The 21,838-nt window shown below is 69.6% G+C and carries 20 protein-coding genes; 9 read left to right on the top strand and 11 right to left on the bottom strand.

The features are described 5' to 3' along the window. The first annotated feature begins 299 nt into the window (after positions 1 to 299). A complete protein-coding gene (locus ACSRUE_RS44695) occupies positions 300 to 1,373 on the top strand; it encodes a trypsin-like serine peptidase (RefSeq protein ID WP_441288895.1) in 1,074 nt (357 codons plus the stop codon). On the opposite strand, the gene ACSRUE_RS44690 is transcribed toward ACSRUE_RS44695, so the two are convergent. From ACSRUE_RS44690 to ACSRUE_RS44680, 3 genes are all read right to left on the bottom strand, one after another. After that, entirely contained in the window at positions 1,345 to 1,917 is a 573-nt protein-coding gene (locus ACSRUE_RS44690; RefSeq protein WP_441288894.1) for a cytochrome P450, read from the bottom strand. The genes ACSRUE_RS44695 and ACSRUE_RS44690 overlap by 29 nt on opposite strands. Before the next feature lie 123 nt (positions 1,918 to 2,040). Next, positions 2,041 to 3,249 carry an aminoglycoside phosphotransferase family protein gene (locus ACSRUE_RS44685; protein ID WP_441288893.1) on the bottom strand — a complete coding sequence of 403 codons (1,209 nt, stop codon included), beginning with the start codon at positions 3,247 to 3,249 and terminating at the stop codon, positions 2,041 to 2,043. A gap of 77 nt (positions 3,250 to 3,326) precedes the next feature. Beyond that, entirely contained in the window at positions 3,327 to 3,767 is a 441-nt protein-coding gene (locus ACSRUE_RS44680) for a hypothetical protein (RefSeq protein WP_441288892.1), read from the bottom strand. A 509-nt stretch (positions 3,768 to 4,276) separates the two neighbouring features. On the opposite strand from ACSRUE_RS44680, the gene ACSRUE_RS44675 reads away from it, so the two are divergent. After that, positions 4,277 to 6,187: a response regulator gene (locus tag ACSRUE_RS44675; RefSeq protein WP_441288891.1), complete on the top strand. Its 1,911-nt coding sequence runs from the start codon at positions 4,277 to 4,279 to the stop codon at positions 6,185 to 6,187. Between the two features lie 105 nt (positions 6,188 to 6,292). Here the strand turns inward: ACSRUE_RS44675 and ACSRUE_RS44670 are convergent, their stop codons facing one another. Continuing rightward, complete coding sequence (locus tag ACSRUE_RS44670) at positions 6,293 to 6,850, bottom strand: hypothetical protein (protein WP_441288890.1); 558 nt, start codon at positions 6,848 to 6,850, stop codon at positions 6,293 to 6,295. A 396-nt stretch (positions 6,851 to 7,246) separates the two neighbouring features. On the opposite strand from ACSRUE_RS44670, the gene ACSRUE_RS44665 reads away from it, so the two are divergent. Then, positions 7,247 to 7,753, top strand: coding sequence for a DUF1993 domain-containing protein (locus ACSRUE_RS44665; RefSeq protein WP_441288889.1), 507 nt, complete (start codon positions 7,247 to 7,249; stop codon positions 7,751 to 7,753). A gap of 173 nt (positions 7,754 to 7,926) precedes the next feature. On the opposite strand, the gene ACSRUE_RS44660 is transcribed toward ACSRUE_RS44665, so the two are convergent. Together ACSRUE_RS44660 and ACSRUE_RS44655 are read right to left on the bottom strand one after the other, a co-directional pair. Beyond that, positions 7,927 to 8,418: a UPF0262 family protein gene (locus ACSRUE_RS44660; RefSeq protein WP_441288888.1), complete on the bottom strand. Its 492-nt coding sequence runs from the start codon at positions 8,416 to 8,418 to the stop codon at positions 7,927 to 7,929. A 229-nt stretch (positions 8,419 to 8,647) separates the two neighbouring features. After that, complete coding sequence (locus ACSRUE_RS44655; protein WP_441288887.1) at positions 8,648 to 8,923, bottom strand: hypothetical protein; 276 nt, start codon at positions 8,921 to 8,923, stop codon at positions 8,648 to 8,650. Between the two features lie 632 nt (positions 8,924 to 9,555). Between ACSRUE_RS44655 and ACSRUE_RS44650 the strand changes: the two genes are divergently transcribed. The 4 genes from ACSRUE_RS44650 to ACSRUE_RS44635 all read left to right on the top strand — a co-directional run bounded on the left by ACSRUE_RS44650 (position 9,556) and on the right by ACSRUE_RS44635 (position 14,464). After that, positions 9,556 to 10,344, top strand: a complete 789-nt coding sequence (locus tag ACSRUE_RS44650) for a hypothetical protein (protein ID WP_441288886.1) — start codon at positions 9,556 to 9,558, stop codon at positions 10,342 to 10,344. Between the two features lie 400 nt (positions 10,345 to 10,744). Next, a complete protein-coding gene (locus tag ACSRUE_RS44645) occupies positions 10,745 to 12,490 on the top strand; it encodes a DUF1592 domain-containing protein (RefSeq protein WP_441288885.1) in 1,746 nt (581 codons plus the stop codon). A gap of 71 nt (positions 12,491 to 12,561) precedes the next feature. After that, positions 12,562 to 13,851 (top strand): DUF1552 domain-containing protein, encoded by a 1,290-nt coding sequence (locus tag ACSRUE_RS44640; RefSeq protein WP_441288884.1) that lies wholly within the window; start codon positions 12,562 to 12,564, stop codon positions 13,849 to 13,851. Positions 13,852 to 13,969: 118 nt separating this feature from the next. Then, positions 13,970 to 14,464, top strand: coding sequence for a cupin domain-containing protein (locus ACSRUE_RS44635; RefSeq protein ID WP_441288883.1), 495 nt, complete (start codon positions 13,970 to 13,972; stop codon positions 14,462 to 14,464). A gap of 231 nt (positions 14,465 to 14,695) precedes the next feature. On the opposite strand, the gene ACSRUE_RS44630 is transcribed toward ACSRUE_RS44635, so the two are convergent. The 3 genes from ACSRUE_RS44630 to ACSRUE_RS44620 form a co-directional block, all read right to left on the bottom strand. Beyond that, positions 14,696 to 15,424 carry a TSUP family transporter gene (locus tag ACSRUE_RS44630; protein WP_441288882.1) on the bottom strand — a complete coding sequence of 243 codons (729 nt, stop codon included), beginning with the start codon at positions 15,422 to 15,424 and terminating at the stop codon, positions 14,696 to 14,698. Positions 15,425 to 15,474: 50 nt separating this feature from the next. Beyond that, on the bottom strand, positions 15,475 to 16,350 hold the full coding sequence (locus ACSRUE_RS44625) for a 3'(2'),5'-bisphosphate nucleotidase CysQ family protein (RefSeq protein WP_441288881.1): 876 nt from the start codon (positions 16,348 to 16,350) through the stop codon (positions 15,475 to 15,477). A 119-nt stretch (positions 16,351 to 16,469) separates the two neighbouring features. Further along, positions 16,470 to 17,258, bottom strand: a complete 789-nt coding sequence (locus tag ACSRUE_RS44620) for a sulfite exporter TauE/SafE family protein (RefSeq protein ID WP_441288880.1) — start codon at positions 17,256 to 17,258, stop codon at positions 16,470 to 16,472. A 198-nt stretch (positions 17,259 to 17,456) separates the two neighbouring features. Here ACSRUE_RS44620 and sat point away from each other — a divergent pair, with 198 nt between their 5' ends. Further along, positions 17,457 to 19,193 carry a sulfate adenylyltransferase gene (gene sat, locus ACSRUE_RS44615; RefSeq protein ID WP_441288879.1) on the top strand — a complete coding sequence of 579 codons (1,737 nt, stop codon included), beginning with the start codon at positions 17,457 to 17,459 and terminating at the stop codon, positions 19,191 to 19,193. Here sat and ACSRUE_RS44610 read toward each other — a convergent pair. Beyond that, on the bottom strand, positions 19,181 to 20,149 hold the full coding sequence (locus ACSRUE_RS44610) for a sulfotransferase domain-containing protein (RefSeq protein WP_441288878.1): 969 nt from the start codon (positions 20,147 to 20,149) through the stop codon (positions 19,181 to 19,183). The genes sat and ACSRUE_RS44610 overlap by 13 nt on opposite strands. Before the next feature lie 635 nt (positions 20,150 to 20,784). Beyond that, positions 20,785 to 21,471, bottom strand: coding sequence for a hypothetical protein (locus ACSRUE_RS44605; protein ID WP_441288877.1), 687 nt, complete (start codon positions 21,469 to 21,471; stop codon positions 20,785 to 20,787). Between ACSRUE_RS44605 and ACSRUE_RS44600 the strand changes: the two genes are divergently transcribed. Then, positions 21,470 to 21,823, top strand: coding sequence for a hypothetical protein (locus ACSRUE_RS44600; RefSeq protein WP_441288876.1), 354 nt, complete (start codon positions 21,470 to 21,472; stop codon positions 21,821 to 21,823). The two genes, ACSRUE_RS44605 and ACSRUE_RS44600, sit on opposite strands and share 2 nt — an antisense overlap. The last annotated feature ends 15 nt before the right edge of the window (positions 21,824 to 21,838 follow it).

Below are 21,838 nucleotides of genomic sequence, written 5' to 3'. Positions count from 1 at the left end.
CGAGTTGCCGCTTCCGCTTGGAAGGACTGGCTAGGAGGACGCGCAAAATGCAGAGGCCAGGGGCTGGCGCACGAACGGTGCATTCGAGGGTTTCATTCACGGTATTGACGGCGGGGATGCTGGCTGCTTGCTCCGAAGGAGCACAGCCGCCGGGGCCGGAGGAGTCACGGCCTTGGCCGTCCTCGCAGGGCGCGGCGTATGACTCACCGCTTGACACCGGCAGGAGGCAGGTCTTCTTACGAAAGATCCCAACGGCGCCGGCGTCGGTTTTACAGGAGCCACCGCAGGGCAAGGCCGCCATGGCACCCGAGTACCCGTATGACCATTCTGGAGATGCAGACAAGGCAGCAGCGCACGAAGCCCACAAACGGCTCCTCCAGCCGGTCAAGGAGGATGAGTTCTCCGTCATCGTTGGCAACGGGGAAACAGGCGAAGAATATCAGGTCATCCAGACCCTCGAAGGCCTCAAGGTGGCTGCCGAGTATGCGCGAAAGCTAGGGCACGACGGCCGCGCGGAGAGGCCTACGGGCGATATGGCGCCGGTCGCGGCCGAAGAAGAGCTGAGGCCGCCTAGGTTGGGGACGCAGTCGATCGTCGGTCCGGCAGACAATCGACTCGATTTCAGGATCAGCGCCTTCTATCCGGCGACCGCCTGGCCTCAGACCACGATGGTGCGTGTGACGAACAACCATGGCGCCGGCTCCGGGACGATGATTGGGGCCAGGATCGCCATCACGAACGCGCACGGGACCGTCGATTCGGCTGGAGGTATCGACTGGCCTCGCATTGTCCCGAGGCAAGACACGACGAGCCCTGCTCCGCCCTACGGCGTGGTCGGAGCTCAAACCTATGCCTACCCGACGGCGTGGGTGACCCGGAACTGTCCGGTCAATCCCACGTGGGAATGCAATGCGCATGATTGGGTCATTCTGATACTCTGGCCCTCGCCCTTCGGCGGAAGTCATCCTGGCTACCTCGGCTACGCAGCGAACTCGAACGATGCGGTCGTCCAGTCCTGGGCTCATCATCTCTGGGGGTTTCCCGGCTGTGGAGTAGCGCAGAGCCCGCCGGGCTGCACGGACGGCGTGCTCTTCGGAGGCGCCGGAGAGGGCCAGAACCCGGGCCCAATCGTCTCCGAGCCGCTCGCCGACTGGCCGTTTCTCAACGCGAAATCTCGGCTCAGCCACAGGGTCGACAATTCGGAGGGCGTGAGCGGCGCCGGCGTCTTCAGCTACGCTCCGGCTGCCGGCGGCCCCTACGTGATCTCCACGTCGATATCGAACGGTGTGGTCGCCAACACGGGCGGGCTGGGCCCGCGTGTCACGGACACGCTCGTCAGTTACTTCAACTCGGTCCGCGCGCAGTTCCCGTAGTGCCCTGACCCTTGGCGTCCCAGGCGACATCGAGGGACACGGGGCCTCGGAACATGGTGACTTGCCGGAGCTGCACCGGCCGATCGCTGGCGAGGCGGAGGCCCGGCAAGCGCTGCGTGAGCACGGAGAGCGCCACGCGCCCCTGGAGCCGCGCGAGGGGCGCGCCGAGACAGAAGTGCACACCGCGGCCAAACCCGAGGTGCTCGCCCCCGTCGGGGCGCCCGGGCTCGAACCTCGCGGGGGCTTCAACGACGGCCTCATCGTGGTTGGCAGAGCCCAGGAGAACGAAGACCCGCGCCCCCTTGGGGATCGTGACGTCTCCGATCGTCACGTCGACATTGGCGACACGGGTCGTCCCGGGGACGGGGCAGTCCCGGCGGAGGGTCTCCTCCACGACGGCGGCGGCGAGGGACGGATCGCGCACGAGCGCCGCGAGCGTGTCAGGGTGCAGGAGCAAGAGATGCACGGCGTTGCCGAGCAGGTCCGTTGTGGTCTTGTGGCCCGCGAACACGAACGCGGTCGCATCACTGACGGCCTTCGGCATGTCGAGCTGACCGCTCGGGTCCGTGGCCGCCTCCTGCTGTACCTGTTCGCGAGGAAGGCGCGTCGCGGGGAGGGCGCGCGTCGTCGACCGTCCGAGAGCTCGATGGCGGCGGTGCTCACCCAGCTAGCAGGATCGAGAGCGCACCACCGCGGCTGTCCTCGCGAGCCACGCCACGGGATCTCTCGCGTGGAAGGGGTGCTCCGACGGCTCGATGTTGTCGAGGAACTTGCGGTAGATGATCGCCTGGCGGGCCGCGGCGACGGGCGCGAGCAGCTCGGCGGCGCGCTCGGGGTCGGAGCCCGGGATCGCGGCGCGCCACGCGCGGCTCCAGGAGCTCCGGAGCGGCTCGACCGCGCCGGGCGGGGCCCCGTCGAGGAACGCTGGCTGATCGAGCAGCGGATGCCCGACGCCGCTGTCGCCCCAGTCCAGCAGGACGGCCGACGTCGCGTCGCCGCGGGCATTGCCGACGTGGAAGTCGCCGTGAACCAGCGTGCCGGGCAGCCCGGCCTCGGCGAGGCGAGCGAAGCGCTCGGGCAGGCCATCGACGAAGCTGTCGAGGGTCGCCCGATCGCCGGCGGACAGCTCGGGCGTCCGAGCCATCACGTCAGCAATGAGCCGGATCAGGGCCGGCGCGCGCCAGTCCGGCAGCCCGAGCGAAAGGAGCTCACCGACCTGTCGGCTCGCGTCGCGCTGCAGCCCGACCAGCAGCGAGACCAACCTCTCCCGGACCGGCAGCTCGGCCTCGTAGAGGTCCTCGCCCGGGATCTCCCGCATCAGGATCCGCCGGCCGTCGTGGCCGAGGAGCGCCGGTACAGGTCCCCCCGCGAGCCGCGCGATCACAGCCCCCTCGTGGCCGAAGAACGGAGGGACATGCTTCAGCCAGACAATCTCGTCGCGAACCCGGAGCCGCCACAGGCTCGACAGGTTCCACGACCGCATCTGCTCGGCGGGCGCCGTCCGCGCGAGGCCCCGATCGCGCAGGACGGCGTCCGCCCAGGCGAGGTCGTCGGCAGGCCCGCCCGGCCGCGCCCACGGCTGCCGGAGCGGGTGGTCGTCGAGCGCCCCGCGCCAGGGCTCGACCCCGGGCGGCGGCGCGTCGAGCTCCGCCTCCGCGAGGTAGGTGACCGCCCCGCCTTGGGGGGCCGGGAGCTCGGCGGCGAGCATCCGGAGGACCGTCACCTGGAGGCCGAAGCGCTCGCGGGCACCCTGGACGACCGCGTGCGCATCCTGCCACCACGGCGTCGCGACCGGATAGGGCGGCAGCGCGCCCACGAGCCCGCCGCTCGCGGTGAGGAGGACGAGCCGAACGACGCGCGGCGGGTGGGGCAGCATCGCGCGATGATAGCGAAGGGGCGGCGTCGCTCGCGCGCGGATGCTCGGCCGCCGTACGAAAGACGTCCGCGCGCCGCTCACGTCGAGAGCCGCTCCGCCGCGACGGCGGCCCTGACGGCGCGCTCCAGCGCCTCGCTGTCCTCGGGCGAGAGGGCGCGCATCGCGCCTGGGAACGCCGCCTCGAGGTCCACGAGCACGTCGAGGGCCGCCTCCTCGTCGAGGGCCGCCCGATCGTGGCGTCCCACCTTCGACGCGGCGGACGCGAGGCGCGGGCCGTTCACGAGCCGCTCCCCCCAGCGGATCAGCGTGGCGAGGTCGACCGGGCGCTCCGGGTCCCACGGCGTGCTCTCGTCGAAGCGGTCCTCGCGCATCTCGGCGATCTTGCGCTTCAAGGCCATGTAGGCCCCGGCCGGCATGCGGACGTCGGGCTTGGCCACCAGGCCCTTCGCGAGGTTCTCCGGGCCGAGGGGCGGCAGCCCCAGGGCGGACGCGACGCGCGACGGAAAGCGCTCGGGCACGGCGGCGATCTCCGCCTTGCCGCGTGCGCCGCGCGGGCGGCGTCCCGGAGCGACGCGCGGAGCAGCTGCCAGCCGAAGAAGGGGTCCTCGTCGCGGAGCCACTCCTTGCGCTTGCCGAAATGGACGCCGGCCGCGTCGACGCCGATCACGAGCTGCGCGCCGTGGATCTTCTCGAGCGCGACCCAGGTCGGAGCGTCGCTCGCGCCGAGGCACGGCATCTTCGGGAAGGGGAGGAACTCCATTTCCGGCGACGATAGCGCCGATGGCGCGGCCGGTCCGCGGAAGCCGCAATGATGCGCTGAATGGTGCGCTGAATGATGCGCTGAATGGTGCGCCGAATGGTGCGCCGAATGGCGCGCCGAATGGTGCGTTGCGTCGTCCGCGGCGGAGGAGCGCGGCAATCCCCGCTCCGCCCGCGCTGCGAGCCGCCGGCGCGACGAGGGCGGCGAGCGCGCGAGGCGCTTGATTCCGGGAAAGCGTTGGCGTTCCTTAGCCATCAGGGGGTCACCATGTCCGCAGAACCCAGCCGGGCGCCGCCTGCGCCTTGCTTTCGCCTCCTGCTGATCGAGGACAGCGCCATCGCCGCCTCGGTCGTGCAAAGCCACCTCGACGCCGTGCCGTGGCAGCGCGCCGAGCTCGCGCACGCGGAGACGCTCGCCGCCGGGCTCGCGCGCGTGAACGAGGGGTGGGATGTCGTCCTCCTCGACCTCTCCTTGCCCGATGGGGAAGGCATCGAGGTGGTCGAGCGGGTGCGGGCGGTGGACCCCCATGTGCCCATCGTGGTGCTGACGGGCCACGACGACGTCCGCCTCGCGGAGCGCGCGCTCGGCGCGTCGGTGCAGGATTACCTCGTGAAGCGGGGCCTCGGCGCGGACACGCTGTGGCGAGCCATCCGCTATGCGGTCAGCCGCCAGCAGCTCCTGACGCAGCTCGGGCGGGCGATGGCCGAGGCCCGCGAGAACGAGGCCAACCTGCACCAGCTCATCGCCCGGAGCGCCGATGGGGTGATCGTGCTGGATCCCTCCGGGACGGTGCTCTTCGCGAACCCCGCTGCAGAGTCGCTGCTGGGCGACGGGCGCCCCGTCGCCGGGCGGGGCTGCCCGGCGGCGCTCTGCGCCGGCGAGACGAGCCTGGAGGTCGGAGGGCAGCAGGTCGTCATCGACGTCCGCTGGGTCGACGTGGACTGGCAGGGGCGCCCCTCGCGCATGGCGCTCCTGCGCGACGTGACCGGGCGGCGCCGGGCCGAGGAGCTGCGGTCACGGCTCGAGCGCAGCGAGCGGCTCGCCGCGGTCGGCCAGCTCGCGGCGGGCGTGGCCCACGAGATCAACAATCCTCTCGCGTACGTCGTGGCCAACCTCGAGCTGCTCGCCCGCGAGGTGCGGCGGCTGGCCGACAGGGGCGTCGCCACCGAGCACCTCGCCCAGCCGCTCGCGGACGCCCGCCACGGCGCTGCGCGGGTGATGGACATCGTCGGGGATCTCGGGGTGTTCGCGCGCGCGGAGGCGAACGAGGCGATCGGGCCGACCGACGTCAACGCGGTGATCGAGAGCGCGCTCAACATCGTGCATTCCCAGATGAAGCACCGCGCGCGGGTCGTGCGCGAGCTCGCCTCGGTCGCGCCCGTGAGCGGCGCGGAGGGGCGCCTGACGCAGGTGTTCGTCAACCTGCTCATCAACGCGGCGCAGTCGATCCGGGAGGGGCGCGTCGCCGACAACGTCGTCGAGGTGCGGACCCGCGATCAGGGCCGGGAGGTCGTCGCGGAGATCGTGGACTCCGGCTGCGGCGTGCCCGAGGAGCACATGCACAGGCTGTTCGAGCCGTTCTTCACCACGAAGCGCGCGGGGGAGGGGACGGGGCTCGGACTCGCGATCTGCCGCAACATCGTGGAGTCGTGCGGCGGCACCATCGGCGTCAGCAGCGAGGCCGGCGTCGGCACCTGCGTCCGCGTCCGGCTGCCCGCCTGGTCGAGCGCCGAGCTCACCCCTCGCCGCGCGCCGCCTGCGCCCGCGCGGCAGGAGGAGCCGGCGCGGCGCGCCCGGATCCTCCTCGTGGACGACGAGCCCCTCCTCCTGCGCGCGCTGCGCGGGCTCCTCGAGGCGTCGCACGAGGTCGTTTGCGCGCGCTCGGGCAGAGAGGCCCAGAGGACGCTCCGGCTGGACGCGGACTTCGACGTCGTGCTCTGCGATATCGTGATGCAGGAGGGCACGGGGATAGAGCTCCACGAGTGGCTCGAGGCGGAGCTGCCGGCGCTCGTCGACCGGGTGCTGTTCATGACCGGAGGGGGCACGAGCGAGGTGAGCAGGCGGTTCCTCTCGGCCCACGAGGGGCGCGTGCTGCCGAAGCCGATCGACCCGGCGGAGCTGCTCCGGCGGATCGATGCGCTGCTGCAGGCGAGAGCGGCAGAGCTCGAGAGGATGTAGCGGCGAGCCCGGGGGCGGGAAGGGGGGAATCGGGGCCGGCCGGGAAGGTGGGAATCGGGCCCCGCCCCCCGGCGCGCCATGGGCCGCGCGACGCGCGGCGCGGGCTCACGTCCCGCCGCAGGCCTCGTACTCCGCCTTGCACGCGTCTGCGCCCGCCTGCTGCACGCACGCCCTGCAGTCCGCCGCGATGCCCTGGCCGGCGCACTCCCTCTCGCACTCGTCGGCGCACACGCCCGCCGCGCAGACGCAGGCGATGAGCGCGTCCGTCTCGGGATCTTGCAGCGGATCCGTGTTCGGATCGCAGCCTTGCACGCACGCACAGCAGATCCCGTCGCCGGGGCAGCAGCCGTCGCTGCGCCCGAGGGGACAGCGGCAGGCGCCGCCGCCTTGTTCCATGCACGGCCCGTAGCCGCTGCCGTCGGCGAGGCACGTCGCGACGCCCGGCTCGCTGACGGCGTGACAGGTGCAGGACGTGGTCTCGCCAGGAGTGCAGGTTGCGCCCGTCGCGGAGCTGGAGGCCGTCGAACTGGCGCTCGCCGAGCTCTCGCTCGTCGAGCTGGCGGCCGACCCGCCGCTCCCGGTCGGCTCCGGGTCGGTCGTCGTGGAGCCGCAAGCGGCCGCGAGCGCAGCCGTGAACAAGCAGACGAAAAGGAGGTTTCGCATCGGCGCCCCCTATAGCGCGCCGCCCGTGCGGCCGTCGAGGGCCATCACGGCGCGCTCCGTCGCGCTGCCTCCCCGGCACGGAGCCTCGCGCCGCGGCACCCCGTCATCGAAGCTTGTTCGTCAATGCTCTTTACATTACTTCACGAGCGCGTCATGACGCAGAGCGCCCGGCGGGCGCGTCCTCAGCGCTTGAGTCCGTGGATCCCGGCGAACGAGCGCCGTGCTCGGGCGCCCGGGGGGCGCGGGCGGCCCCTGCGTGAGAGGGCGTGCTTGCCTGGCGAGCAGGATGCCCTATGTTCGCGCCTGCTCGCGTCCCCGCCAGGGGGTGCGTCGGCGCCGCGTGCGCCGCGCGGGGAACGCGCTGCATGAACCGTGCGATAGCAAGGAGATAAGAAGATGACGATCTCGATGTATCAGGCCTCGGTCCCGGTGCTCGTCAGGATGCTCGGCAACCTCTCGGCGATCCTCACCAAGGCCGCCGCGTACGCCGAGGCGAAGAAGATCGAGCCGCGCGTCCTGCTCGACGCGCGCCTCGCCCCGGACATGCTCTCGTTCACGCGCCAGGTGCAGATCGCCACCGACATCGCCAAGGGCTGTGGGGCGCGGCTGGCGGCCGCCGACCTGCCGAAGTACGAGGACAACGAGGCCAGCTTCCAGGAGCTACAGGCCCGTATCACCAAGACCGTCGCGTTCCTGAACAGCCTGCGGCCCGAGCAGATCGACGGCTCCGAGGACCGCGATATCACCGTCCCGACGCGCGATCAGCCGCTGCAATTCAAGGGCCTGGTTTTCCTGCTGAACTTCGTGCTGCCCAACTTCTATTTCCACGTGACGACCGCCTACGCGATCTTGCGCCACAACGGGCTCGAGATCGGCAAGCTAGACTTCCTAGGCGCCCGCTGATCCCGAGCGGCGAGCGGCGGGCACCCGCTGCGGATACGGGCCCACCTCGACGTTTTCGGTGCTCGGCGTGCTGGAGCACGCCTGTGCGCCGAAAACGCCGATCTGGGCCCGTCTCCTGTGCGGGTGACCGCCGCTCGTCGTCGTTTCTACCTGACGCCCGGACTGACGCCCGGCTACCGCACGCGCCTCGGATCGTGGTGATGCGCTGGGAGCGGGCCGAGCCGCGTCGTGTCGACGAGGAGCGAGACGACGAGCGAGAAGAAGCGGCGGCGCGTCTCGAAGCTCGGGCTCAGGTCGGGGAGGAGGGCGCCTATCCGCCTTGCGCCGGCGTCGTGGAGGACGCGCTTGGCCATATCGATGGGCTCGATGTGGGCGGGGTAGAGGTCGCCCCCGGAGAGCCTTCGGATGAGGTCCACGTACTCGCCCACGAGCGGCGCGACCTCCGCCCGCGCGAGGGCGAGGGTGTCAGCCGAGAGGGCGCTCCCGGTGAAGACGAGGTGGAGGTCTCTGTCGTCGCAACCGGCGACGAGGGTGCAGGGCTCGCGCGAGGGCCAGGGCGGCTCGCCGGAGACGATATCGGTCGTGATCGTGCGCCACTCCTGCCTGCGGAGCGGCGACGCGCTCGACCAGAGGCGCTCTTCGATTCGGATGGCATGGACGGGCATAGGGGCTGAGCTCAGTCTAGCGCTCGCACCTCACGGTTGTAACGGCTCACCGTCGGCCACCGAAGAACTCAACAAAACTCCATAATATACATATTGTCCGTCTTTGGGTCGGTACACGATCGCCTCCGGGACCCTCGAACGCCCTGGATGTAATTCCGTGGCAATCTCTGCTTCGTCATGCCCAACGACGGACGTGCGGCCGCTTGCTTCAACAGCTTGTTGGGCGGCGTCACGCCAGGAGGCTCTTGACGCACGAGTGGAGCGCTTCGGGGAATGACGACATGGTCTGTTTGAGGGAATGACCCCGGGCGATGCACTCAAACGTCTCGTCGTGGAAGGCGAGCAAGTAGTGTCGATACTGCTTCCACTGACTTGGATCGTACTGGCTGTGAACCGAGTTGATCTTCATCAGCTCGGCGATCCGTCGAGACCTCTCGACGACGTGCGCGGCATACCCGACCAGCCCGCGGCCGTGCAGCGAGATGTCCGTGGAGGACCTCGTCATTCGGTGGACCGAACTTGTGGGCGAGGCATAGCTCGAATTCGACGATGGCGATCAGGCGCAGGTCGGCGCTGGTGGGATCGACCACGGTCGCATAGGACCCATCCCACGTGGGGTCGGGTTCGCGCATGTTGTAGACGACGAGAGTCCGAGAGCTCGTGGCGAAAACATGCGGGAGTGGGGCGCCGACATTCCAAGGGTGCTGCCAGGGGATCTCGACGGCACACTCCTCCCCGGTCGCGCGGGCGAGATCTCGCTCGAGCGAGATGCACTTGTCGTGCGCAGTTTGGTAACGGGCCCATCCCCCGTCTCCGCGTTTTCCGGAGAGCGCAGCGGCTGCTGCAGCCGACAGCTCCTCGCGGGCGGCGTCCAGGGCGCGTGTCACGTCTTCGACGACCAGATCTGTCGATTCAGGCGCTCTGGGTGAACTCACGCACAGAAGGTCTCACGGATCGGCGCTGCGCCGCAAGTCCCGGGTGTCGCCCAGCGCCGCAGGGCAGATCCGTCCAACGCCCGCGTCCGTCGCTGGCTCTCCGGGGTGCCGTGGGCGCGGTGGGGCCGCGGTGGACCGTGCCCACGCGGTGATGGTAGGAGAAGATATGGCGAAGAGGCGTGCAGCATGGATGTGCGCGGCGTTGACGCTCACAGCCGGGGGATGCACCACGCTCGTGGGGCTGGACGACAGCTACCACCTCGTGGACGGCGCGGGCGGCGCGACGGGCGGCGAGGCCGACGCAGGCGCGGGGGGCGAGGCCGGCACTGGCGCGGGCGGGGGCGAGGTGGTCGTCCCCACCGACGTCGAGCTGATCGACGACATGGAAGACGGCGACAGCGCCATCGATGAGGCGGGCGGCAGGGTCGGTTACTGGTACAGCTTCAATGATGGGACGGGCACGCAGACTCCCCCGGTCTACTCGGACGAGAATCCCGTCGGGTTCGTCCCGGAGGCGCTCGCGGAGCCGCGCGGCGAGAGCACGATGGCGATGCACACGTTCGGATCCGGCTTCACGGAGTGGGGCGCCGGGTTCGGCTTCGCGCTGAACGGCCCCGACGGGGGCCTGCTCGCCTACGACGCGTCGGCGTACAGCGGTATCGTGTTCTGGGCCAAGCTCGGCGACGCGGGCGCGGCGACGACGATGAAGGTCAACATCCCGGACAAGACCTCGGATCCCGCGGGCGGGATCTGCGATGAATCGGGAGAGGACGTGGCCAATCCGTGCTTCGACGACTGGTCATTCATCGCGCGCCTCGGCACGGCGTGGGCCCCGGTCGTGATCCCCTTCGAGGAGCTCGCGCGCGGCGGCGGGGACGCCGAGCCAACCGGCGAGGCCATCGACCTCACAGGGCTCTTCGCGATCGAGTTCGGGTTCACGGAAGGGCAGGATTTCGACGTCTATATCGACGACGTCGGCTTCTACAGGTGATCGCCTGATGGGGGCCTCTCGGCGGCGTGACGCTGGGATCGCGGGCGCTCAGCGAGACGCGTCGAGGTGATCCCGGACCACGCCGTCGTCCAGGCGTCAAAATCGTTGATAGTTGAACTATCTGCTCTCGGCAGTGATGTGCGGTGAGGCGCCGCGCGCAGCTACCGTCGAGGTTCAAAAACGCGACAGCAGTAGATAAAATGGGTGAGCTGGTGGGTCGTTGGGGCACAAAAATGTCCGCGATCGACCTCTGCCGTGAGCCGGACGGGACAGGTTCTGGTACATAATATCAAATCGGCGCTGTTGAGTCGCAGCGTCGGGAACCCGTGCAGGCGCCGATCCATGTGGTCGGCGCTCGCACCAACTCGTGCCTTCCTTCGGGCGCGGCGTGGAGAACACGGTGAACCCCGAGCAACACACGCATCGCTGGCCTCTCGAGCTCTTCGGCTCACACCTCAGGTACGCTGCGCCGCTCTTGCTCGCGCTCGTCGCGGCTTGCAACGGCCAGATCGGCGGGCCCGGCCAGTCCACGGGGGCTGGCACGGGCCCCGGCGGGGACGAACCTGGGATCGTCCAGCCCCCGGAAGACGTGCTGGATTCGGCGTTCTGCCAGACGCCGAGGCCCGGTACGGCGCCGCTCCGCCGTCTCAGCAATTACGAGTACGCCAACACGGTGAAGGATCTCTTCTCCGGCGTCCCGGGCGTGGCCTCCGCAGTCGACAAGGTGGTCGCCACATTTCCGAACGAGTCCGAGTCGCTCGGCTTCCGCAACAACGCGAGCTTCTTGAACGTCGGCTCGCTCGTCGCGCAGAAGTTCCTCGACGCCGCGGAGCAGGTCGCCGCTGTCGCGGCCCACGCCTCGGGCCTCGTCTCCTGCGATCCGGAGGAGATCGGTGAGCTCGAGTGCGCGCGCGACTTCATCCGCACCTTCGGCGCCAGGGCGTACCGTCGGCCGCTCACGGAAGCCGAGGTCCAGAGTTACGAGGAGCGCTTCACCGCGGGAGCGGACGGGTACACCTTCGACGACGGCATCGAGTGGGTCGTCTTCAGCATGCTGCAGTCGCCGAACGTGCTCTATCGCGTCGAGCTCGGCCAGGCGAGCACGGGGGACGTCACCGAGCCCACGCCGTACGAGATGGCCTCGCGGCTCTCGTACCTGGTCTGGCAGTCGCAGCCGGACGAGGAGCTCACGCGGGCGGCGGAGGCGGACGAGCTCGGCACGCCGGAGCAGCTCGAGGCCCAGGCGCGGCGCATGCTGGCCGATCCCAGGGCCGAGCGCTTGCTCGAGTACTTCGACCAGTGGCTCGACACCGACATCCTGAGCAGCATGAACCGCGATCCCGCGGTGTATCCGGGCCTCCCGCGCGACCTGCCCGCCTTGCTGCGGGCGGAGACGCGCACGTTCGTGAAGGACCTGTTCGCGAGCCCGAGCGGCTCGCTCGACGACCTCTTCGCCGCCGACTACAGCTTCGTGAACGGCGCGCTCGCGCAGCACTACGGCGTGAGCGGGGTGAGCGGCGACGATTTCGTCAAGGTCGACATGCCTGGCCGCTCGGGGGTGCTGACCCAGGGCATGATGCTCACGCGCGACAAGGCGACGCGCACCTCGATCGTCCGCCGCGGCCTCAAGGTGCGCACCGATGTCCTGTGCCAGATCGTGCCCGCGCCGCCCAACGACGTGAAGCTCGATCTCGAGGGCCTGGGCGAGGGGCTCTCGCAGCGCGAGCGCCTCGAGCTCCACCGCACCGAGCCGAGCTGCGCGGGGTGCCACGCGCTGATGGATCCCATCGGCGTGGTGTTCGAGTCGTTCGACGCCGTGGGCCGCCCCCGCGCCACGGACGAGGCCGGCAGGCCGATCGACACCTCGAGCGCCATCTCGAGCACGCGCGACGTCAACGGCCCTGTGGCGAACGCCGCCGAGCTGGGCCAGCGCCTCGCGCAGAGCGAGGAGGCGCGCGCCTGCTACGTGCTGCAAAACTTCCGCTTCTTCTACGGTCGCGACAAGACCGACGCCGATCGCTGCTCGATGGCGTCGCTCTCGCTCGCGTTCAAGGACAGCGGTTACAGCCTGTCCGAGCTCCTGGTCGCGCTCACGCAGACCGACGCCTTCCGCTACCGCCCCGTCATCGTCCCGGAGAAACAATGAAACCTCTGAGCCGCCGTACCTTCCTGCGTGGCGCATCCGGAGTTGCGCTCGCGCTCCCGTTCCTCGATGCGATGCGTTCGAGCCGCGCGCGAGCCCAGACGACGCCGTCCCCGCGCCGCATCATGTTCGTGTTCCAGGCGAACGGCGACGAGACGGATCGGCGCTTCGACGCCCGCGGTGAGACGAGCTTTCAGCTCGGCGAGTTCCTCGCCCCGCTCGAGCCGTACCGCGAGGACCTCCTCTTTCTCAACAACCTGCACAAGCGCTTCTACGATCTGCCGGAGTCCGAGCGGGCCGACAACCACCAGCAGGGCGGCAGCTCGCTCGCTCCGTGGAAGTCCGGCACCGGGTCGTTCCCCATCGGCGGCACCGAGAGCACCATCGGTTACGTGGAGGGGCCGAGCGCCGACTATGCGATCGGCGGTCGCGTGCTGGAAGCGAACGAGAGCATCGCGCACCGGCACCTCGTGTACCGCGTCGGGGACAAGTGGAACGACATCTGGAACACCCACTCCCACGCGGGGCCCGCGGGCGAGCAGAGCCCGATCCCGCCGGAGACCGACCCGTACGAGGCCTACGCCCGGATCTTCGCCTCCATGCCCGACGACGGGGGCGCGCAGCAAGAGGTGCTGAGGCGGCTGGCGAAGAAGCAGTCGGCCATCGATCTGGTGCGGGAAGAGGGCAACTCCCTCCTCACCCGGGTCGGCGCCGAGGACCGCGCCAAGATCCAGCAGCACCTCGACGCGATGCGCGACGTCGAGCGCGCGCTCCAGGCAGGCAACGGCGCGGCCGCGTGCGTGAAGACCCCGCTCGGCGAGCGGCTCAACCCCTACGCCGACGAGAACCACGCGATCATGGGCGAGCTGTTCTTCAAGATCAGCGCCCTCGCGTTCGCCTGCGATCTGACGCGCGTTGTGCACTTCAACTGGAGCGGCAACACCAGCAACCGCGTCTACTCGAACCTGGGCCTCAGCGACGGGCACCACGACATCTCGCACAACAGCGACGACGACTCGTTCGCCAAGGTACGCAAGATCCACAGGCACCTCTGGGAGCAGAACACGAAGCTCTACGAGATCTTGAAGAACACGAGCGACGGTGACGGCACGCTCTGGGATCACACGCTCGTCGTGCACTGGAACGAGCTCGGGCAGGGCGACAGCCACAGCATCGAGGACAGCCTCGTCGTCTTCGCGGGCAAGGCGCACGACTACTTCCGGCGCGGGCGGCTGGTGGATTTCCGCGGCGATCGCTCCTTCGCCGACATGCTCGTGAGCTGCTTCCACTACATGGGCTTCGAGGACGTCAAGAGCTTCGGCGAGGGCGTCTTGAACACCGGGGGCGCCCTGCCGCTCACCTGAGCAGGCGCCGCCTCTCGCCGGCGGCGCGGAACGCAGCGCATGCGGCGCCCCGCCTGCGGGCGCGCTCCGTACGTTTTTCCAGGTGAGCGCTCTCTCAACGGGTGCTTCACTGGGTGGCATGTCGATCATCCAGCCTTGTTTCGATCGGTCGGTCGTCGTCCGTGGCGCTGACGCTGAGATCGTCGGCTCTCCCGCCGCGCGGATCCAGCTCCTCGCGGACAGCAGCGCGACGGGCGGGGCCCTCTCCACCGTGCGTGTGACGCTCGCGAAGGACGCGGACGGCGCGCGGCCCCATCGTCACGACGGCTCGGCCGAGATGTTCTACGTGCTCGACGGCGCCGTGCAGGTCCTCTCGGGGAGCGACGTCGTGACGGCCGAGAAGGGCGATCTCCTCGTGGTCCCTCCGCGGGTCGCCCACGCGTTCGCCGCCGCGCGCGGCAAGGGCGCAGAGCTCCTGGTCGTCATCACCCCAGGGGTCGAGCGGTTCGACTACTTCCGCAAGCTGACGCGCATCGCCCGCGGCGAGGAGCCGCCCGAGACCTTGCGCGACGTGCAGGAGCTCTTCGATACGTACTTCCTGAGCAGCCCCGAATGGGAGGCGGCGCGCCGGTGAACGGGGGGCCGCTCGAGTCGACGTGTCGCTGAGGTCCGCGGCGCCGGTCGCCGGCGAGCGCGGCCGGCGACGGCGGTCTGCTGGCCGCGGCGCATCGTGCGGCGCGGGTGGAGCTCGCGGCCCCCCTTGGCCGGGTCGCGGGCCCGCGTTGCGCGCCGTCTCGGCGCCGGCGCGCCCTCGGAGGTCCACGCAGGTTCCGCAAGACGCTCGCCGCGGCGCTCCCGCGCCAGCTCAGCGGGCGAACGCCTTGTAGGTCAGCAGGACCCCCGAGGCGAAGAGGAACGCCGCGAAGAGGCGCCTGTACCCGGCGTTGTCGAACCTGACGTAGACGAGCCGATCGACCAGCAAGAAGACGGCGATGCCTGTCGCCACGTAGATGGCGTGCGCGCCGTAGTCGACGGGGGCGTGGGCGGCGGTGGCCACCAGCGTGGCAATCTGGAATGCGGCGAACGCACAATAGCCGATGGCGGTGGTGACTCGAGTCGCGTCCTTGTCGTACCTCTTGGCGTGCACCAGGGCGGTGAGGAGCGAGCCGCCCAGGTTCGTAAGGCCGTGCACGACCCCCATCGTGACGAGGTAGGTGCGCTCGTAGCGTATCAGGGACTCGACCGCTGCGCCGATCCGCCGGGAGAAGTCCTTGAGGGCGACGAACACGAGGAACGGACCGATGATGAAGCCGACGTTGATCTTGACGCGGGTGACGAACGCCAGGCAAGCCACGACGAAGGGGATCGTGTACAGAAGGATCCTTCGGAACAGGGTCCAGTCGATCTGGCGCCAGTGTTGGGCGATCTGAAGCAGGTTGATGGAGATGGATATCGGCAAGAGCACCGTCAGCGTCTTGGTGAAGGAGTACCCCAGCAGGAGGAGGATGGGCGTGCCGAACAGCAGCACCCCGACCCCGAAGACGGACTGGATGGCTGCGGTGATCACGACGGCGATCAGGATATCGCGCGCCATACCCCTCCCGGAATGCGCACCTCTCGTCGGCCCCCGCCGACATGTCTGTCTCAGGAACCCTTGGTCACGGCCCTGTCGTCGTTTCGAGCCGCAGCCGCGCGCACCTTGCTCGCCACCACCGCGGAGAGCACCGCCTCGTGCAGCGCGCCGTTGGTAGCGACGATGCCGCGCCGCAGGACGAGGTCGTCACTTCGGTAGTCGATGGGCGCGCCGTCGAGATCAGACATGCGCCCGCCTGCGGCGGTCAGCACAGCCTCGGGGGCGCAGGTATCCCAGCGCTTGGCGCCTCCGCCGTCGTGCACGTAGAGATCGGCCTGCCCCAGCACGAGGCGCGCCACCTTCACGCCGACCGATCCGCAGGGGACGATGCGTTCGGTGCCGAGGCGAGCGAGCAACGGGTCGAGCAGCGGAGGGCGGTGGGAGCGGGAGATCACGATCGTGGCCTCGCGCGGATCGCTCACCGCGCTCACCGAGAGAGGGCGCCGCGCGCCGTGAGCGTCCTCGGCAAACGCGGCGCCGCCCGCTCGGCCGGCGATCCCCTCGCCGTCAGCCGGCATCACCACCACGCCGAGCACGGCGCGGCCGGCGACGGCGAGGCCGATCATCACCGCGAACTCGCCGATGTGCTCGGTGAACTCGCGCGTGCCGTCGAGAGGATCGACGAACCACACCCGGGGCGAGGTGACGAGGCGGGCCACCTCCGCGGGATCCTCGGGCACACCTTCCTCGGAGAGGATGGCGTCGCCTGGGAAGGATGAGGCCAGGGATTCGCAGATGATGTCGCTCGCCTCTCGGTCGGCGCGCGTCACTGGATCACCCGGTCCCTTGAGCTCGACCGTGAAGGCGGTGGCGTAGATGGCGCGCACGCGACGCTCAGCGGCGCGCGCAATACGGAGTACCTCGTCGAGCTCCGGATCAGTCTTCATCCTACCCCATGATTAATACCGGGCGCAGCGGATCGCCAGGGCGCGCCCACATGTCCCAAGGGTGCACAGTCGGCCGCCGTGGGATTGGGGACGTGGCGGGGATTGGCGCAGCCGCGGCCTCACCCGTTCAGCACGTGCGAGGGATGATATCCATGCATGGCTTGTCCGAGCGTCAAGGCCGACGCCGCCAGCATGAGGCCAGCGAACGCCCAACGCCGCACGGCCGCGCTGATGTGCCTGGCGAGCCTGGCGCCGGCCAGGCTGCCTGCGCACTCGGTGATGCTCAGCGAAACGGCGAGCGGCCAATCGATCGGCGGGTGGGGGAGATGGCCGGCGAGACCAGCCATCGTGTTCATCGCGATGACGAGGATGGAGGTGCCGATCGCGGCGTGCACGGGGGTCCCCGTGAACATGACGAGCAGGGGGACGATAGCAAACCCGCCGCCGAGACCGACCAGGCCGGTCAAGCAACCGACCAGGATCCCCCCTGCCGCGAGCACAGCCATAGGCCGCCAGCTCGATCGTTTTCTGCCTTGGTCCAGCGGAAGCGGGGGGCGATCCCAGAGCATCGCGACGGACGCGACCACGGTGGCCATGAAGAAGATCACCCGAAGGATGTGCTCCGGGATCACACCCGCGATGTGTCCGGAGAGGTACGCTCCCGTCATCGAGGCGAGACCGAAGGTGAAAGCGTACCGCCAGACGACGGCGTTCTCCATGGCGTACGGGACGACGGCGACGAGGCTCATCAGCATGACGGCCACGAGCGAGGTGGCGACCGCGCTGTGGAGCTCGAGCCCGGCGACGCTCGTCAAGAGCAGCACGGTGAGGATCGACGGGCCGGCCCCGAGGATGGCCGATACGATCCCGATGATCAGACCGAGCGCCGCTATCAGGTACATCGTCATACCGCTGCGTCGCGCCACGTCGCCGCGCCCCGGGGGGCGGGCGGAGCCCGCTCGAGCCGCGGAGGTCGCCCGCACCCGCGTACCGCAGACGACGGTCGTGTACGGGCGCACGGGGGCGCGAGTCGGCCGGCGCGCCCATGCAAAGTGGCATACTGCGTGCCCAAAGCGGTGTACGGATACGTCGAAAGGAGGCACACAATGGCTTCGGGCGAGGGCTTCGTCGTGTGGTTTACCGGGTTGTCGGGGTCCGGCAAGTCGACCTTGGCCGCCATGCAGGCTGCCGAGCTGCCGAGGCGGGGCGTGCATGTCGAGTCGCTCGACGGAGACGTCGTCCGCACACACCTCTCGAAGGGGCTCGGGTTCTCGCGAGAGGATCGCGACACCAACATCCGCCGGATCGGCTTCGTCGCCAGGCTCGTGGCGCGCTCCGGCGCATGCGCGATCACCGCGGCGATCAGCCCCTACCGGGAGATCCGCGACGAGCAGCGGCGCGCGATCGGGCGTTTCTGCGAGGTCTATTGCGAGTGCCCGATCGATGTGCTCGAACGCCGGGATATCAAGGGGCTCTACGCGCGCGCCCGCGCGGGCGAGATCAAGGGCTTCACCGGCGTCGATGATCCGTATGAGCCGCCGCGTTCGCCCGAGGTGATCGTTCACACCGATCGCGAGTCGCCCCGCGAGGGCCTCGCCAGGATCCTCGCCAAGCTCGAGGAGCTCGGGTATGTCCGTCCCATGGCGCAGCCGGCCGAGCCGGCGAGGGCGGGCCTCGCGCCCCCGCACGGCGGGGAGCTCGTCGACAGGTTCGTTCGCGGCGACGCCAGACAGCGGCTGCTCGAGCGCGTGGCCGGCTTACCCAGGGTGAGGCTCGATGAGCGCGGGGCGAGCGATCTGGAGCTCATCGGCAATGGCGCCTATTCCCCGCTCAAGGGGTTCATGACGTCGCGGGATTACCTGCACGTGGTCCGCGAGCGGCGGCTGGAGAGCGGCCTCGTCTGGTCGATCCCGATCACGCTCGCGGTCCCCGACGAGGACGCCGCTCGTCTCTCCCTCGGCAGCGAGGTGGCGCTGGCGTCGCCGGACGGGCGCGTCGTCGGTGTGCTCGAGCTCGTCGACCGCTGGACGCCGGACAAGGAGGTCGAGGCGCGCAACGTTTATGGCGCAACGGACGAAGGCCACCCGGGCGTCGCCTACCTGCGGTCGTCGGGCGACGTGTACCTCGGCGGCGAGGTCTGGTTGATCGAGCGGCCGCTCTCTCCGCAGTTCCCGGAGTATCCCCGGGATCCGGCGGCGACGCGGGCAGCCTTCGAGGCGCGCGGCTGGCGGCGCGTCGTGGGATTCCAGACGCGCAATCCGATCCATCGCGCGCACGAGCACATCACCAAGTGTGCACTCGAGATCACGGACGGGCTCCTGCTCCACCCGCTCGTGGGCGCGACCAAGGCCGGCGACGTCCCGGCGGACGTGCGGATGCGTTGCTACGAGCTCTTGCTGGAGAAGTACTACCCCGCAGACCGGGTCGTCCTGGGGCTGTATCCGGCCGCCATGCGCTACGCGGGACCGCGCGAGGCCATCTTCCACGCGCTCGTGCGCAAGAACTACGGCTGCTCGCACTTCATCGTCGGGCGCGACCACGCTGGCGTCGGGCGCTTCTATGGGACGTACGACGCGCAGCGTGCGTTCGACGACTTCCTCCCGAGCGAGCTCGGCATCGAGCCGCTCAAATTCGAGGAGGCCTTCTGGTCCACGGTCGTCGGCGGGATGGCGACCGACAAGACCGCGCCTGGAGGGCCGGAGACGCGCATCACGCTCTCGGGGACCCAGGTGCGCGAGCTGCTGCGCGCCGGGAAGCTGCCTCCTCCCGAGTTCAGCCGCCCGGAGGTCGCGCAGCTCCTCCTTTCAGCGACGCAGGGGCGAGGGCACGATCAGGCCGCTTGACGACGCCCGCCGGCCGACGCTCCGGGGCGCTCCTCGCCGGTCTCCAGCCAGTGGGCGCAGTCGGTTCCCAGCTTCTCGAGCGCCAGCCGATCGAAGCGCGCGGTCTGCTCGGGGGTGATCTCGGCGCGGTAGTCGCGGGCCGGCCCCTTGTGGAAGAACGCCTTGGGGTCCCGCATGTGTGTACCGGCGAACGGGGCCATCTGCTCGGCCCGCTCGCGCATGTAGCCGAAGGAGCAGTGCTCCAGGATCACGTCCAGCCGCAGCCTGGTCGGATCGACGTCGATGAACTCGGCGATGCGCACGATCTGACCGCGCAGATCCTCCTTGAGCCGCCGGTAATGCACGAGGAGCACGTTCGGCTCGCCCCGGAGCTTCCACCACGATCGCACGACGTCGAACAGATCGCAGCAGCCGTACCCGTCGGTGTCCAGCCACTTGTCGAAGAACGCCTGCGCGTCCTCCGGAATAACGAGCCGCGTTGGATCGTTGGACCATTTCGCGTGGATGCGGTCGATCTTGTCCATGGTCTCGGCGGAGAACTGACTCAAGTAGTTGTGGAAGCTGATGCCGAGATCTTTGCCGTTCCGGCCGACGAAGATGTAGCGGGCCTGCGCGGCGATGGGCACGGCGTCCGCGGGCAAATGCGACTTCAGCACACGACGCTCGCCGGCCTCACGCTGCGCCTTCAGCATCGCCAGCATCGCGGCGTGGTCGCCGAAGCTGGAGTCCAGCCAGGGCGACGTGTCCGAGAGAGCGTCTTTCCGCTCTTCTCCGTTGTCGAGGATCTGCTGGATAATGCGCTGGGTCCACGTGGTCCCCGCCTTGAACGGGTCCGCCACCACGATGTCGCCGGAGACGAAGCCGCCCTGCGTCAGGAAGTCGTTCCAGACAAGGGAACTGTTAAGGTAGTCCCTGACGACTCGCGTCGGCATGATCAATCTGTCGTTCATGACCATTTGTCACCCTCCTTTGTCGCTGCTCCGAGCAGGATGTCCGGACGACGGGCTCGCCCCCACCGAGTGGCCGTCAGCCAGGTGCTCCGTTTCGTTATCACGATCGAAGTGGCGTTCAAGAACCGGACCAATCCCGGCGCGTCCGGCGGGCCCCTTCGCGGGATGCTGCTCTCCCGAGAAGAGAGCGAGCGCCCTTGTGCCCAAGCACGATGGTAGCCGAGCACGAGGCTCACTCCGTAGCTGAGGCTGCCCAGCAGCGACGCACGCTCTCCTCGGAGCGAGAGGCAGCTCGCGAGAGCGACCAAGCGCCGGCGGCTTCCAACGTGAAGTATCGGGCCGGAGAGGGGCTCTCGCTTCCCGGCGTGATCGATTGCGCCTGTGCGCAGCGCTCCCGGTGAAGCCGGCGCCGTGGCCGCGCGCTCCGGAGGCATCGACCGCGACCCTGCCGAGGTGCCGCCATCGTATGGCCAAGGAGGATCTCCTGTACGGCGCCCTCTCCTCCGGGTCGCGCGCGAGAGGAAGCCGAGCGCCGTTCCTTGACGGCGTCGGCGATCGCCTGGAAGAGCTCGGTCGCAGGCGAAGTGCCCGGATCGCCCTCGTTGCGAGGCGCCCATCAAGAGCGCGCCGGGTTGCCTGCGTCAGGGCGTCAAGGCGAAGCAGTAGATCCCGCCGTAGCCGCCGCCGCCGCCGACGGTGTTCGAGCCCGGCGCCGGGCCTCCCGAGTCCACGAGATTGACCCCAGGCGCGCACCCCGGTGCATTGTGGGTCGTTATCCAGTGGGCCCAGGTCCCGCCCCCGCCGGGTCCGCCGCCGGTTCCCCTTGGCCACGAGTGTCCAACCTGCGGTGTCCCCTCGGCCCTGTCTCCCGTCTTGGCCGTCCAGTCCTTGCACGTCGCGTTGGCGCCCTGGAGCTGCCCCTGGGTGTTGGAGCCCGTCAGGGTGTCGTGGTTGTCGACCTCGGGTTGGCCCGGGTCGGGCTGGTGGTTGGGGACGCCGTCCTCGTTCGGCAGATCGTTCATGATCGCCGCGTCGGCCCCGCTGGGGCGCGTGTTGAGCAGCTCCTTCTTCTCGTTCGCGACCAGCCGGCCGAGCCGGTCGTACCAGGGCCCCTCGCCGATCCGGTCGATCGCGTTGACCTGCTTCCCGTCCTCGCCTGCCGTGGCGCTCAGGAACGCGCGCCACGTCTTGCTTCCTGCGCCCGGGAGGCTCTTCTCGGCGATCGTCGCGCAGATCTTGTCCGCGCCGCGGAGGCCGGCGCCCGGCCCTGTCTCCCCGAAGCGGAGGTCACCCCCGAAGCCGTCCTGGGAGCCCGACACCTCCCGCATGGCGGCGAGGCTCGTCACGAAAAAGCTGAATTTCTCGGTCGTCCCGCCGCCTGAGGTGGACGAGGTGGTGTCGCCGCTCGAGGTGGATGAGGTGGTGTCGCCGCTCGAGGTGGATGAGGTGGTGTCGCCGCTCGAGGTGGATGAGGTGCTGCCGCCGCCCGAGGTGGATGAGGTGCTGCCGGCGCCGGAGGTGGACGAGGTGGTGCCGCCACCGGAGGTGGACGAGGTGGTGCCGCCGGAGGTGGACGAGGCGCTGGTCGAGCCGTCGCTCGAGGCGTCCGCCTCCGCGTCTGAGCCGGAGCAGCCGACCACGTGCGAGACGAGCGCGAGGGTCAGAGGCAGCAGCAAGTGACGATAAGTGCGTGTC

Source organism: Sorangium sp. KYC3313, from assembly GCF_052075895.1.
GTDB classification, from domain to species: domain Bacteria; phylum Myxococcota_A; class Polyangia; order Polyangiales; family Polyangiaceae; genus Sorangium; species Sorangium cellulosum_B.
This window is presented reverse-complemented; position numbering and strand designations above follow the sequence as displayed.

What these genes read in the sequence shown, in the direction of transcription:
- ACSRUE_RS44660 (WP_441288888.1), bottom strand. Translation starts at nt 8,418, where the DNA reads ATGCCCGTCCATGCCATCCGAATCGAAGAGCGCCTCTGGTCGAGCGCG.
- ACSRUE_RS44640 (WP_441288884.1), top strand. Translation starts at nt 12,562, where the DNA reads ATGCGTTCGAGCCGCGCGCGAGCCCAGACGACGCCGTCCCCGCGCCGC.
- ACSRUE_RS44630 (WP_441288882.1), bottom strand. Translation starts at nt 15,424, where the DNA reads ATGGCGCGCGATATCCTGATCGCCGTCGTGATCACCGCAGCCATCCAG.
- ACSRUE_RS44610 (WP_441288878.1), bottom strand. Translation starts at nt 20,149, where the DNA reads ATGGTCATGAACGACAGATTGATCATGCCGACGCGAGTCGTCAGGGAC.
- ACSRUE_RS44625 (WP_441288881.1), bottom strand. Translation starts at nt 16,350, where the DNA reads ATGAAGACTGATCCGGAGCTCGACGAGGTACTCCGTATTGCGCGCGCC.
- ACSRUE_RS44670 (WP_441288890.1), bottom strand. Translation starts at nt 6,850, where the DNA reads ATGCGAAACCTCCTTTTCGTCTGCTTGTTCACGGCTGCGCTCGCGGCC.
- ACSRUE_RS44690 (WP_441288894.1), bottom strand. Translation starts at nt 1,917, where the DNA reads ATGCCGAAGGCCGTCAGTGATGCGACCGCGTTCGTGTTCGCGGGCCAC.
- ACSRUE_RS44605 (WP_441288877.1), bottom strand. Translation starts at nt 21,471, where the DNA reads ATGCGGGAGGTGTCGGGCTCCCAGGACGGCTTCGGGGGTGACCTCCGC.
- ACSRUE_RS44635 (WP_441288883.1), top strand. Translation starts at nt 13,970, where the DNA reads ATGTCGATCATCCAGCCTTGTTTCGATCGGTCGGTCGTCGTCCGTGGC.
- ACSRUE_RS44675 (WP_441288891.1), top strand. Translation starts at nt 4,277, where the DNA reads ATGTCCGCAGAACCCAGCCGGGCGCCGCCTGCGCCTTGCTTTCGCCTC.
- ACSRUE_RS44620 (WP_441288880.1), bottom strand. Translation starts at nt 17,258, where the DNA reads ATGACGATGTACCTGATAGCGGCGCTCGGTCTGATCATCGGGATCGTA.
- ACSRUE_RS44695 (WP_441288895.1), top strand. Translation starts at nt 300, where the DNA reads ATGGCACCCGAGTACCCGTATGACCATTCTGGAGATGCAGACAAGGCA.
- ACSRUE_RS44665 (WP_441288889.1), top strand. Translation starts at nt 7,247, where the DNA reads ATGACGATCTCGATGTATCAGGCCTCGGTCCCGGTGCTCGTCAGGATG.
- ACSRUE_RS44685 (WP_441288893.1), bottom strand. Translation starts at nt 3,249, where the DNA reads ATGCTGCCCCACCCGCCGCGCGTCGTTCGGCTCGTCCTCCTCACCGCG.
- ACSRUE_RS44655 (WP_441288887.1), bottom strand. Translation starts at nt 8,923, where the DNA reads ATGACGAGGTCCTCCACGGACATCTCGCTGCACGGCCGCGGGCTGGTC.
- ACSRUE_RS44600 (WP_441288876.1), top strand. Translation starts at nt 21,470, where the DNA reads ATGGCGGCGAGGCTCGTCACGAAAAAGCTGAATTTCTCGGTCGTCCCG.
- sat (WP_441288879.1), top strand. Translation starts at nt 17,457, where the DNA reads ATGGCTTCGGGCGAGGGCTTCGTCGTGTGGTTTACCGGGTTGTCGGGG.